Origin of the sequence: Salmonella sp. SAL04213 (assembly GCF_046550535.1) — a bacterium.
GTDB classification, from domain to species: Bacteria; Pseudomonadota; Gammaproteobacteria; order Enterobacterales; family Enterobacteriaceae; genus Salmonella; species Salmonella enterica.
Map to the genome: position 1 here is coordinate 768171 of NZ_JBGDXS010000001.1, position 11774 is coordinate 779944.

At 55.1% G+C, this 11774-nt stretch carries 11 protein-coding genes; 6 read left to right on the top strand and 5 right to left on the bottom strand.

Translation table 11 applies throughout. The features are described 5' to 3' along the window. Position 1 precedes the first annotated feature (1 nt). The 3 genes from lpxH (at position 2) to purK (ending at position 2415) form a co-directional block, all read left to right on the top strand. Positions 2 to 724, top strand: coding sequence for a UDP-2,3-diacylglucosamine diphosphatase (lpxH, locus tag ACLJPQ_RS03780; RefSeq protein WP_000212287.1), 723 nt, complete (start codon positions 2 to 4; stop codon positions 722 to 724). Positions 725 to 841: 117 nt separating this feature from the next. Beyond that, the gene (purE, locus tag ACLJPQ_RS03785; protein WP_000098736.1) at positions 842 to 1351 is read left to right on the top strand and encodes a 5-(carboxyamino)imidazole ribonucleotide mutase; all 510 of its coding nucleotides are present in this window, start codon (positions 842 to 844) and stop codon (positions 1349 to 1351) included. Continuing rightward, positions 1348 to 2415, top strand: coding sequence for a 5-(carboxyamino)imidazole ribonucleotide synthase (purK, locus tag ACLJPQ_RS03790; RefSeq protein ID WP_000815599.1), 1068 nt, complete (start codon positions 1348 to 1350; stop codon positions 2413 to 2415). The genes purE and purK overlap by 4 nt, the downstream gene beginning before the upstream one ends. A gap of 40 nt (positions 2416 to 2455) precedes the next feature. Here purK and ACLJPQ_RS03795 read toward each other — a convergent pair whose 3' ends face one another. Genes ACLJPQ_RS03795 through ACLJPQ_RS03810 form a run of 4 tightly spaced genes read right to left on the bottom strand, consistent with a single transcriptional unit; the run spans position 2456 to position 7107 of the window. Beyond that, positions 2456 to 3349: a carbamate kinase gene (locus ACLJPQ_RS03795; RefSeq protein ID WP_000855342.1), complete on the bottom strand. Its 894-nt coding sequence runs from the start codon at positions 3347 to 3349 to the stop codon at positions 2456 to 2458. A 3-nt stretch (positions 3350 to 3352) separates the two neighbouring features. Beyond that, positions 3353 to 4162, bottom strand: a complete 810-nt coding sequence (locus tag ACLJPQ_RS03800; protein ID WP_000821191.1) for a DUF2877 domain-containing protein — start codon at positions 4160 to 4162, stop codon at positions 3353 to 3355. Between the two features lie 11 nt (positions 4163 to 4173). Continuing rightward, entirely contained in the window at positions 4174 to 5433 is a 1260-nt protein-coding gene (locus ACLJPQ_RS03805) for a DUF1116 domain-containing protein (RefSeq protein ID WP_000495330.1), read from the bottom strand. Between the two features lie 9 nt (positions 5434 to 5442). After that, entirely contained in the window at positions 5443 to 7107 is a 1665-nt protein-coding gene (locus ACLJPQ_RS03810; protein ID WP_058112861.1) for an acyl-CoA synthetase FdrA, read from the bottom strand. A gap of 315 nt (positions 7108 to 7422) precedes the next feature. Between ACLJPQ_RS03810 and allD the strand changes: the two genes are divergently transcribed. From allD to allE, 3 genes are read left to right on the top strand one after another with little or no spacing between them, the layout of a single operon-like run. Next, entirely contained in the window at positions 7423 to 8472 is a 1050-nt protein-coding gene (gene allD, locus ACLJPQ_RS03815; protein ID WP_000703936.1) for an ureidoglycolate dehydrogenase AllD, read from the top strand. Between the two features lie 21 nt (positions 8473 to 8493). Next, positions 8494 to 9729 carry an allantoate deiminase gene (gene allC, locus ACLJPQ_RS03820; RefSeq protein WP_000589769.1) on the top strand — a complete coding sequence of 412 codons (1236 nt, stop codon included), beginning with the start codon at positions 8494 to 8496 and terminating at the stop codon, positions 9727 to 9729. A gap of 10 nt (positions 9730 to 9739) precedes the next feature. After that, the gene (gene allE / locus ACLJPQ_RS03825; RefSeq protein ID WP_000540981.1) at positions 9740 to 10525 is read left to right on the top strand and encodes a (S)-ureidoglycine aminohydrolase; all 786 of its coding nucleotides are present in this window, start codon (positions 9740 to 9742) and stop codon (positions 10523 to 10525) included. Between the two features lie 79 nt (positions 10526 to 10604). On the opposite strand, the gene glxK is transcribed toward allE, so the two are convergent. Beyond that, positions 10605 to 11753, bottom strand: a complete 1149-nt coding sequence (gene glxK / locus ACLJPQ_RS03830; RefSeq protein ID WP_080184594.1) for a glycerate 3-kinase — start codon at positions 11751 to 11753, stop codon at positions 10605 to 10607. Positions 11754 to 11774 lie beyond the last annotated feature (21 nt).

The following is an 11774-nucleotide window of genomic DNA, read 5'->3' on the forward strand; positions in this document are numbered from 1 at the left end:
CGTGGCGACACTGTTTATTGCAGACTTGCATCTGCAAACGGAAGAACCGGCGATCGTCGCCGGTTTTCTGCGTTTTTTAGCCGTAGAAGCCCGTCAGGCCGACGCGCTGTATATTCTTGGCGATCTCTTCGAGGCCTGGATTGGCGACGACGACCCCAACCCGCTACATCGTGAAATGGCCGTTGCCATTAAATCGCTGGTTGATTCCGGCGTCCCCTGCTTCTTTATTCACGGTAACCGTGATTTCCTGATTGGCAAGCGATTTGCCCGCGAAAGCGGCATGATTCTACTGCCGCAGGAAAAAGTGCTCGACCTGTATGGCCGCAATGTGTTGATTATGCACGGCGATACGCTCTGTACCGATGATGCCGGATATCAGGCGTTTCGCGCCAAAGTCCATAATCCGTGGGTGCAACGACTGTTCCTTACCCTGCCGCTGTTTATCCGCCGCCGTATCGCCGCCAGAATGCGCGCCGGCAGTAAAGCCGCCAACAGCAGCAAATCGCTGGATATTATGGACGTCAATGCGCAGACCGTCGTCGCCGAAATGGAAAAACACCGCGTACAGTGGCTGGTTCACGGTCACACCCACCGCCCGGCGGTACATGAACTTTCCGTCAACGACCAGCCCGCATTCCGCGTGGTGTTAGGCGCATGGCATCATGAAGGTTCAATGGTAAAAGTCACGCCGGACAACGTTGAGTTAATCGCCTTCCCCCTGTAAATGTTCGTCGAATCGTCCGTTACGGCGCACACGCAACCGTTTTCCTTGCCTGATTATCATGCTATTCTCTGACACCTCAAAAGCAGCGTGTCCCGCACCACAGGAGTTTTAAGACGCATGTCTTCCCGCAATAATCCGGCGCGTGTCGCCATCGTGATGGGGTCCAAAAGCGACTGGGCTACCATGCAATTCGCCGCCGAAATTTTTGAAATTCTGGATGTCCCGCACCATGTAGAAGTGGTTTCCGCCCATCGCACCCCCGATAAACTGTTCAGCTTCGCCGAAACGGCGGAAGAGAACGGATATCAAGTGATTATTGCCGGCGCGGGCGGCGCGGCGCACCTGCCGGGAATGATTGCGGCAAAAACGCTGGTCCCGGTACTCGGCGTGCCGGTACAAAGCGCTGCGCTCAGCGGCGTGGATAGCCTCTACTCCATCGTGCAGATGCCGCGCGGCATTCCGGTGGGTACGCTGGCGATCGGTAAAGCCGGTGCCGCTAACGCCGCCCTGCTCGCCGCGCAGATTCTGGCGCAACACGACGCGGAACTGCATCAGCGCATCGCTGACTGGCGCAAAGCGCAAACCGATGAAGTTCTGGAAAATCCCGATCCGCGGGGGACGCTATGAAGCAAGTTTGCGTTCTCGGCAACGGACAACTGGGCCGAATGCTGCGCCAGGCGGGCGAACCGCTGGGTATCGCCGTCTGGCCGGTTGGCCTGGATGCAGAGCCTACCGCCGTGCCGGTACAGCAGAGCGTCATTACCGCAGAGATTGAGCGCTGGCCGGAAACCGCGCTTACCCGCGAGCTGGCGCGCCACCCGGCCTTCGTCAATCGCGATGTATTTCCGATCATCGCCGACCGTCTGACACAAAAACAGCTTTTCGATAAACTGGGACTCGCGACCGCGCCGTGGCAGCTGCTGACCAGCGCCGACGAGTGGTCCGGCATCTTTGACCGTCTGGGCGAACTGGCGATTATTAAGCGTCGCGTTGGCGGCTACGACGGTCGCGGGCAGTGGCGTCTACGCGCGGACGAAACCGGGCAACTGCCGGATGACTGCTATGGCGAATGTATTGTTGAGCGCGGTATCCATTTTTCCGGCGAAGTGTCGTTAGTCGGCGCGCGCGCTCATGACGGCAGTACCGTGTTTTACCCGCTAACGCACAATTTGCATCAGGACGGCATCTTGCGGACCAGCGTCGCGTTCCCACAGGCGAACGCCGAACAGCAGGCGCAGGCGGAATCGATGCTGTCAGCAATTATGCAGGCGCTGAACTACGTCGGCGTAATGGCAATGGAATGTTTTATCACGCCGGAAGGCCTGTTAATCAATGAACTGGCGCCGCGCGTGCATAACAGCGGACACTGGACGCAAAATGGCGCCAGCATCAGTCAGTTTGAATTGCATTTGCGCGCGATTACCGGCCTGCCGTTGCCCGCGCCGGTGATTAACGCCCCGTCGGTGATGATCAACCTGATCGGCAGCGAGCTGAATTACGACTGGCTGAAGCTGCCGCTGGTACATCTGCACTGGTATGATAAAGCGGTACGTCCGGGGCGAAAAGTCGGCCATCTGAATCTGACCGACAGCGATACGTCACGTCTTAGCGCCACCCTGGAAGCACTCTCTCCGCTCCTGCCGGGCGAATACGCCAGTGGCATTATCTGGGCGCAAAGTAAGCTTAAATAAACAGCGTGGGCGGCGCATTCTCTGTCGCCGCCCATCGCGATCACAGACAGATGCAGGTTCCCGCTCTGCCCGCCAGGGTATCGTCAATACGCGACAATGCGCCAATCCATGCCGGCTTTCCGCACCGCTTCACATACCCGCTTACCGCGGTCACCTTCGGCCCCATCGCGCCATCGGCTTTGGCAAACGGCGCCAGCTCATCGGGCGAAGCCTGACGAATAGCTCGCTGCTGCGGCGTTCCCCAATGTTCATACACCGCATCCGCATCCGTCAAAATGATCAGACCATCGGCCGCTATCTGCTCCGCCAGCAATGCCGCCGCCAGGTCTTTATCTATCACCGCCTCGACCCCTTCGCCCTCGCCGGCAACAGGTACCCCGCCACCGCCGCTGCAAATCACCACATGGCCCTCTTTTAGCAATAACTCAATAGCGGCGCTTTCGATAATCTGACGCGGCGCCGGGGAAGCGACGACACGGCGCAGATATTTTCCATCACGTTTCATATGCCAGCCATAAGTCGCTTCCAGCGACATTTGCTCTTCTGGCGAATAAACGGGACCGATAAACTTTTCCGGTTCAAGAAAAGCAGGATCGTCCGCCGATACCTTTATCCGCGTTAATACCGCAGTCACCGGCGGCATATCGGGTTCAAGTGCCAGACGCTGCGCCAGCATATAGCCGATCATTCCCTGACTCTCCGCTACCAGCACATCCAGCGGATAAGGCTCAACGGCTTTCCAGGCAAGGTTCTGTAAAGCCAACAGGCCGACCTGGGGGCCGTTGCCATGTACTATCGCCAGCCGATACGAGCGGGCAAGTCGCGCCAGCGCAGGCACCGCGTCGGCAATATTACGATATTGATTCTCTGCCGTTAGCGCTTCTCCGCGCTGCAATAATGCGTTGCCGCCAAGAGCAACTACCAACGTTTTCATTCCCTATCCTTTTACTATTTGTTGTCCAAGCCAGAACCCCAGCAGCGTATCCGCGCCAGAGGTGTGCCCCAGCGCCAGCAGTCCATCAATCGCCGTTTCTGTGCGAGCATCTCGTCGCAGCGCATGAATAAAGTGGAGTAAAGGCGACGCGAAATAACCCATAGCCGCATAGCGTAAATAGCTGACGCTCACGAGCGTCGTCGCCCGATCAAGGCTGCCGGATTGGGCAAAAAAATTACGCCCGGCGCGTTCATCTATGGCGCCAAAATACCAGGCCGCCAGCAACATTCCCGTCAGCGTGTCGTCATGACTGGGCGTTAAGCCCGGCCCTTTACCCAGCCATAGCCGCCAGTCAGTCGCAGCACCTGCAAGCGCCGACTGAAAGCAGTGACAAAACTGGCGAAGTTCCGGACATAGAGGCTGGGCTGCGGCGACGGTTAACGGCCCAAACAGTCCCGTCTCCTCACTACGCTGCATGTACGTCGCGTTAAGACGCGGCGACGCAAGATAGCGCGGAACCCGCAGCGAACAGCGCCTCTCCGGCTCGCATAAAAGAAACTCGCCAATCTGAATACCGGCAGCGGTTGACTGCGGTTTTTCGCCATCGGTGAGCACATCGCGCAAGGCGTCAAAATCGCCGCCGCGCAGTATCCACCCTCCCGGACTGAAGCCGCTCCCCCGACGGTGAAGCGTTAATAACTCACCGCTTTTCGCCACAAAATTAATAGAGCGACGCCATACCCCTGACATCTGCCAGGGTTGCCGATAATCCGCCGATTGTCGGCTTGCCATAAGAGGATGGATACGTTTCATGAGACGCTCTCTTAACTTACGCCCATGCTTTCCGCCAGCGCTTCCAGCGCCTGCTCGAAACAGGCCAGTGGCGCACGGACGGTTCCCGCGCCAATCTGGCCAATCCCCGCCTCTTTATGCGCGATACCCGTGTTAATCAGCGGCGTAATTCCGGTCTCGACCACGCGGCGGATATCCAGTCCCAGACAGGCCCCCTGAAAATCCCAGCCGGGGATTTGTAGCTGCATGTTGCGTTCGAGATAAATTTCAGCCATCTCTTCAGAAACAGATTTCGCCGCTTCCATTCCCCCGGCACCAACAAAACGCGTTACGCCAGGCGCGGCAATCATCGCAGCGCCGCCAATACCAAACGTTTCAGTAATGGCGCTGTCGCCCATGTCCGGGTTGGCCTGATCCTGCGAAAAACCGGTAAAAAATAGCCCCTGTGGCGTATTAACAGGCGCGGTGAACCAACGGTCGCCCAGACCGCTAACCCGAATGCCAAACATATCGCCATTGCGGGTCATCGCCGTCACAATACTGCCGGCGCGAATCTGCGCGCCTGCGTCCATGGCGGCTTTACAGTAGGCCATCGCCAGATTAAGGAAGAATTGATCGGTGACGCTCAGAAAATCCATCACTTCCGCTATCTGCTGCTTATCGTGTTCCAGACGGGCGATATGCGGCGCCAACGTGCGCATCAGCAATGCGGAAGAGGCGATATTGCGCTGGTGGAATTCATCTCCCATCGTAATGCCCTGCGCCATCATTGCGGTCAGGTCGAGCCCCCGCTCCAGACGTCCCAGCGCCGCGCTTAATACCGGCATCAGCACATCGCGCATCCAGCGCAAACGTTGCTGAACATCCTCGCCATAGGCGCCGAAACGCATCACTTTGCCGATCCCTTCGTTGAGATTGCAGTACGCGCGATTGCCATCGGTGATATTTTCCACGACCAGCATCGGCATACTGGCTGAGGTAATACCGCCCATCGGCCCCACGGCGTTAACGTGATGGCAGGGAATAAAGTTGACCTTTCCCTGCTCTAACAGCGCGAGCGCGCTCATTTCATCTTTGGCCCATCCTTCAAACAGGCATGCGCCGATACAGGCGCCTTTCATCGGGCCGGTCATCTCTTGCCAGCGCATCGGCGGGCCGGCATGAAGAAGCGTTTTCCCCTGATTGAGCACGCTAATTAATGAAGAAGCTGGCTTCACATCCAGCCAGTGCGGACGTGCGCGACGAATTTGTTCGATGACTGCAGCGTTGGCTTGCGCCACTGATGTAAACATGGGAACCCCTTATTGCAAACGTTCTAACAGACGAGCCAGTTTTTTATTACCGCCAGCGACAGGCGCCCACTGGTAGTGCACCACGGGCATACCGGCAGCCTGTAAATCCAGCGCGAAGCTACGTAACCCGGCATTAATCACCGCAACCGCTTCCAGTAACCGGGGAGCTGATGGATGAGTGGAAGAGAGAGTGGGTCGAATCAGTTCCGCGGCCAACAGAGTGGCTTCGGGAAGAGAATCCACTACCGTGATGCCGGCATCTTCGAGCGCGGCGATTTGTTGCGAGCGGCACTGAGGATCGCGTTCCGTTCCGGTGACGGTTGCGATGGCGAACAGCGGCTGGTCGCTGGCGCGTGCGGCGCATGCCTTCTGCCAGGCCTGAATCAGCGATGCGGCGGGATCGGCGGTCGCGCCAAAACCAATAACGACGTCCACTAATAACACGCGTACCTGCGGCTGTGCGCCAAGCCCGGCGATAAGCTGATTACGTAACGCCGGGTCAATCATCGGATGTGGTCGCCCAACGGTATAAAAGTCATCGCCCAGATCGATAATCTGGTGGCCGTCAGCGTCAAGCATCATGCCATGGTGATGTTCCGTATCCGTCGCGACGCCCAGATAGCCGGCCAGCAGTCCCGCCGCTTCCGCCGCCAGCGTTCCGCCGGTATAGAGACCACGAATCACGCCGCCTGTTGAAACCATTTCTTTACGCTGCGACGTCACGCGAGACAATAAACATGCCAGGCGGGCGGCTTCATCCAGCGTCGAGGCAAACCAGACGTTTTCCTCACGCGCAACGGGAGAGGAAAACCCTAAGAACAGCGCTACAACGGGTTTCCCGGTGGCTTTCATCGCCGCGATAATATGCTGACGAACCGCATCGGCAGGCGGTTTGGAGACAAAGGCCAGCACCTGGCTCTTTTCATCCGCGCTGAGTATGTCCAGTGCCGTTAGCGCGCTGATCCCACCGACCTCGGCGCTCAAATCGCGTCCGCCAAGCCCGATAGCATGGGTAATCCCTTCCCCCGCCAGCGCAATCTGTGAACAGAGCTCCTGAATACCGGTGCCGGAAGCGCCAATCACCCCGATGTTGCCCTCTGGCATGACGTTAGCGAAAGCCAGCGGCGTATTGGCGATCATAGCGGTGCCGCAATCCGGCCCCATGACCAGCAGTCCTTTATCACGTGCCCGGCGTTTTAGTCTGATTTCATCGTCCAGCGTGACATTATCGGAGAAGATCATCACGTTCAACGAACGATCCAGCGCCTGCTCCGCCAGTTCCGCCGCATATTCGCCGGCCACCGATACCAGCGCCAGATTCGCCTCTGGCAGTTTCTGACAGGCGCTTTCCCAGCGTCTGACCTGGATTAACGACTGGCTGCCGCTGCTTCCCTGCGCCAACTGCTGCAATGCTTCTTCGAGCTGTCGCACAATCACTTGCGTAATGCCGTCATCTACCGCTTCGGTACGAATCGCCACACAAATGTCATTGGGCGTTGCGCCATGAAAATCGTCATGCCAGAAACCGGTAGTTTCCAGCAGCGACTTATTCGCAGGCGTTCCCATCATTACCGATACATCATCAACATTTTCGGACTCACTCAGCTTTCGAGAAATAATCATTAAGCTGACAGAGTCCTGAAAACACCCTTTTTTAATAAAGGCGTGGATCATAACAACTCCTTAATAATTGCACCCATTGCAATTGCACGAGCAGTGTTAATGTGCGCTTCACGGTATATATCCAGGAGGGTAAATAGAGTGATTAACGTCACATCAAATTTATTAACAAAAGAATTCAAACAACAGCTAAAGGATTAGTTATGATTTTCTAAAAAAGCTTTTTATTTAAGCAAAAAGATAAAACCCGCCTGATTATCAAATAAATTCTAATTATATTTTTTTGCCTGTCTGGATCACATAATCATTTTATTTTCCCGGTATGTTAATCGCAGTCATGCTTCACACCGTCGTTAAAAAGGAAGACAGATGAAAATCAGTCGGGAAACACTCCATCAGCTTATCGAAAATAAGCTTTATAAAGCCGGACTAAAACGTGAGCACGCCGCCATCGTCGCCGACGTACTGGTTTATGCAGATGCCAGAGGTATTCACTCACATGGCGCCGTACGCGTTGAATATTATGCCGAACGAATTTCAAAAGGCGGCACCAACCGGGAGCCGACGTTCCGCATTGAGAATACCGGTCCCTGTACGGCGATACTGCATGCCGATAATGCTGCCGGACAGGTCGCAGCCAAAATGGGAATGGAGCATGCTATTGAAATAGCCAAAAAAAATGGCGTCGCGGTTGTCGGCATTAGCAGAATGGGCCATAGCGGCGCCATCTCTTATTTCGTCCGCCAGGCTGCTCGCGAAGGCCTGATCGGTCTGTCTATCTGTCAGTCCGATCCTATGGTCGTGCCGTTTGGCGGGGCGGATATTTACTATGGCACTAATCCGCTAGCCTTTGCCGCGCCGGGCGAAGGCGATGACATCATTACCTTTGATATGGCCACCACCGTGCAGGCCTGGGGAAAAGTCCTCGATGCACGGTCCCGCAATGAGTCCATTCCGGAGAGTTGGGCCGTCGATAAAAACGGCGCGCCGACACATGATCCTTTTGCCGTCAATGCGTTATTACCCGCCGCAGGCCCGAAAGGTTACGGCCTGATGATGATGATCGATATTCTGTCCGGTATTCTGCTGGGGCTGCCGTTTGGCCGCCAGGTCAGTTCGATGTATGAAGATTTACACGCCGGACGCAATTTAGGACAACTTCATCTGGTCATTAATCCGGCGTTCTTTTCTTCCTGTGAATTATTCCGCAAACATATTAGTCAGACCATGCAGGAACTCAATTCCGTGAAGCCCGCCCCCGGTTTTAAACAGGTTTATTATCCTGGACAGGATCAGGATATTAAACAGAAAAATGCCGATATGAATGGTATCGATATTGTTGATGATATTTATCAATATCTGATTTCCGATGCCCTCTATCTCAAGTCATACGAAACAAAAAATCCCTTTGCCCAATAATTATTGAAACAGGAATTTTCTATGATAAAGCATTTTCGCCACGCGATAGAAGAAACATTGCCCTGGCTCTCTTCCATTGGAGCCGATCCTACGGGTGGAATGACGCGTTTACTTTATTCGCCTGAGTGGCTGGAAACACAGCAGCAGTTTAAAAAGCGAATGGCAGAAAGCGGTCTGGAAACACGCTTTGATGACGTCGGAAATTTATATGGCCGCCTTTGCGGCACACAATTTCCGGAGCAGGTGATTTTAAGCGGTTCGCATATTGATACGGTCGTCAACGGCGGCAATCTGGACGGGCAATTCGGCGCGCTTGCCGCCTGGCTGGCGCTCGACTGGCTAAAAGCGACCTACGGCGCGCCGCTGCGCACCGTCGAGGTAGTGTCAATGGCTGAGGAAGAAGGCAGCCGTTTCCCTTACGTTTTTTGGGGCAGCAAGAACATTTTTGGCCTGGCGAATCCTGAAGAGGTACGCCATATCCAGGACGCCAAAGGCACAGGCTTTGTCGACGCTATGCAGGCGTGCGGATTTACCCTTCCCGCCGCGCCGCTCGCCGCGCGAACCGATATCCGCGCCTTTGTTGAATTGCATATTGAGCAAGGCTGCGTTCTGGAGAGCAACGGACAGTCGATTGGCGTCGTCAACGCCATCGTCGGGCAACGTCGCTACACGGTGACGCTCAACGGCGAGTCCAACCATGCAGGCACAACGCCAATGGGCTATCGTCGCGATACGGTGCATGCCTTCAGTCGTATTTGCAGTCAGTCCATTGAAAAAGCCAAACAGCATGGCGATCCCCTGGTATTAACGTTCGGCAAAGTTGAGCCGCAGCCGAATACGGTCAATGTTGTCCCTGGAAAAACCACATTTACAATCGATTGCCGGCATACGGACGCCGCGGTACTTCGCGAATTTACCGAACAGTTGGAAAACGATATGCGCGCCATCTGCGATGAAATGGATATCAGCATCGATATCGATTTGTGGATGGACGAAGCGCCGGTGCCGATGAACGCCGAACTGGTCGCGGCCCTCACCAGGCTGTGTGAAACCGAACAACTGAACTATCGCATAATGCATAGCGGCGCAGGTCATGACGCGCAAATTTTCGCGCCGCGCGTCCCTACCTGTATGATTTTCGTCCCCAGCATTAATGGTATCAGCCATAACCCGGCGGAACGTACCAACATTAATGATCTTGCTGAAGGGGTCAAAACTCTGGCATTAATGCTGCATCAACTTGCCTGGCAAAAATAAGGAGCCATCAATGGGATATCTGAATAACGTCACGGGTTACCGCGATGATTTACTGGCGAACCGCGCCATTGTAAAACACGGTAACTATGCGCTCTTAACGCCGGACGGTCTGGTGAAAAATATTATTCCCGGCTTTGAAAACTGTGACGTCACCATCCTTTCGACGCCGAAGCTGGGTGCTTCTTTCGTCGATTATCTGGTCACCTTACATCAGAATGGCGGCAACCAGCAGGGCTTTGGCGGCGAGGGGATTGAAACTTTTCTCTATGTCATTGCGGGAAATATTGAAGCTAAAGCAGAAGGAAAAACATTCTCTTTAACCCAGGGCGGATACCTCTATTGTCCACCGGGCGAGATGATGACCTTTAGCAACGCTCAAACGGAAGACAGCCAGCTATTTTTATATAAACGCCGCTATACTCCTGTCGAGGGGCATGCCCCGTGGTTGGTTTCCGGCAATGCCAGCCAGCTGGAGCGTATTCATTATGAAGGCATGGAAGATGTTATTCTGCTGGATTTCCTGCCTAAAGAGCTGGGCTTCGATATGAATATGCATATTCTGTCGTTCGAACCGGGCGCCAGCCACGGCTATATTGAAACCCACGTCCAGGAACATGGCGCTTATATCCTTTCCGGCCAGGGGGTTTATAACCTCGACAACAACTGGGTGCCGGTGAAAAAAGGCGACTACATCTTCATGGGCGCTTATTCCCTGCAGGCCGGATACGGTGTAGGTCGTGGCGAAGCATTCAGCTACATCTACTCCAAAGACTGTAACCGCGACGTTATGATTTAACGGCGGGCAGCCCTCCTGATTATTTTTAATTTAGCTATGTTGGATTTTGCCACGGTGAGAACCGTGGCTTTTTTTATGCTTAACGAGTCCCGATGTCCTGGCCAAGTTTGATGACGCGGGCAATATTACAGGCGCTGTGGTAGAGATTTTGTTCACCGTTCGCCAGAACTTCCGGCAAAGGCGCCAGCCGCGGCAAAATACTGAATACGGCATCAATACCGTGGCGATGGACCACTTCCACGCCGTCGCCCAGTACGCCGGCAATGCCGATAACCGGGACATGATGCCGTTTCGCCACTGACGCGACGCCTGTCGGCGCTTTTCCTCCCGCCGTTTGCGAGTCGATTCGCCCTTCTCCGGTAATCACCAGCGAGGCCTCTTTTACCGCCTCCTCCAGCTTCACCGCCTGCATAACAATCTCAATACCGGGCTTCATTTCCGCTTCCAGAAAGACGATAGCGGCAATCCCCATTCCTCCGGCCGCTCCACCGCCCGGTATTTGAGACATGTCGCGTCCGGTCAGGGCATGTAAAACACGGGCATAATTACGCAATCCATTTTCCAGCGTCTCGACCATTTCAGGCGTCGCCCCTTTCTGCGGACCGAATACCGCCGCCGCGCCGCGTGGCCCCACCAACGGGTTATCAACATCACAGGCGACCTCAATACGACACTCTGAAATTCGCGGATCGCACCCCTGCAGGTCAATGCTCGCCAGGCGCGATAAATTGCCCCCTCCGGCGCCAAGCAGCATTCCCTGCGCGTCCAGAAAACGCACACCGAGCGCCTGCGCTACTCCCATTCCGCCATCCACCGTGGCGCTGCCGCCGATACCCAGAATAATATGGCGAATCCCCGCGTCCAGGGCGTGACGAATCAATTCGCCGGTGCCGAAACTGGATGCCAGCAGCGGATTACGCGCCTCTGGCGCCACCAGCATCAATCCGCTCGCCGCCGCCATTTCAATAATCGCCGTTTTGCCGTCGCCGGTCAGGCCATAAAATCCGTTTACTTTTTCCCCCATCGGCCCACTAACGTCCACAGAAACCCGTTTCCCGCCGGTCGCAGCCACCATCGCATCCACGGTTCCTTCTCCACCATCGGCGATCGGTAAACAGACATAGCGCGCATCAGGAAATACGGTTGAAAATCCCGATTTAATAGCCTGACAGCATTTATCAGCGCTTAAGCTCTCTTTAAATGAATCTGGCGCAATTACAATCTTCATTATGTCTCCTTGTTTTCTCAC

What these genes read in the sequence shown, in the direction of transcription:
- purE (WP_000098736.1), top strand. Translation starts at nt 842, where the DNA reads ATGTCTTCCCGCAATAATCCGGCGCGTGTCGCCATCGTGATGGGGTCC.
- purK (WP_000815599.1), top strand. Translation starts at nt 1,348, where the DNA reads ATGAAGCAAGTTTGCGTTCTCGGCAACGGACAACTGGGCCGAATGCTG.
- ACLJPQ_RS03795 (WP_000855342.1), bottom strand. Translation starts at nt 3,349, where the DNA reads ATGAAAACGTTGGTAGTTGCTCTTGGCGGCAACGCATTATTGCAGCGC.
- ACLJPQ_RS03800 (WP_000821191.1), bottom strand. Translation starts at nt 4,162, where the DNA reads ATGAAACGTATCCATCCTCTTATGGCAAGCCGACAATCGGCGGATTAT.
- ACLJPQ_RS03805 (WP_000495330.1), bottom strand. Translation starts at nt 5,433, where the DNA reads ATGTTTACATCAGTGGCGCAAGCCAACGCTGCAGTCATCGAACAAATT.
- ACLJPQ_RS03810 (WP_058112861.1), bottom strand. Translation starts at nt 7,107, where the DNA reads ATGATCCACGCCTTTATTAAAAAAGGGTGTTTTCAGGACTCTGTCAGC.
- allD (WP_000703936.1), top strand. Translation starts at nt 7,423, where the DNA reads ATGAAAATCAGTCGGGAAACACTCCATCAGCTTATCGAAAATAAGCTT.
- allC (WP_000589769.1), top strand. Translation starts at nt 8,494, where the DNA reads ATGATAAAGCATTTTCGCCACGCGATAGAAGAAACATTGCCCTGGCTC.
- allE (WP_000540981.1), top strand. Translation starts at nt 9,740, where the DNA reads ATGGGATATCTGAATAACGTCACGGGTTACCGCGATGATTTACTGGCG.
- glxK (WP_080184594.1), bottom strand. Translation starts at nt 11,753, where the DNA reads ATGAAGATTGTAATTGCGCCAGATTCATTTAAAGAGAGCTTAAGCGCT.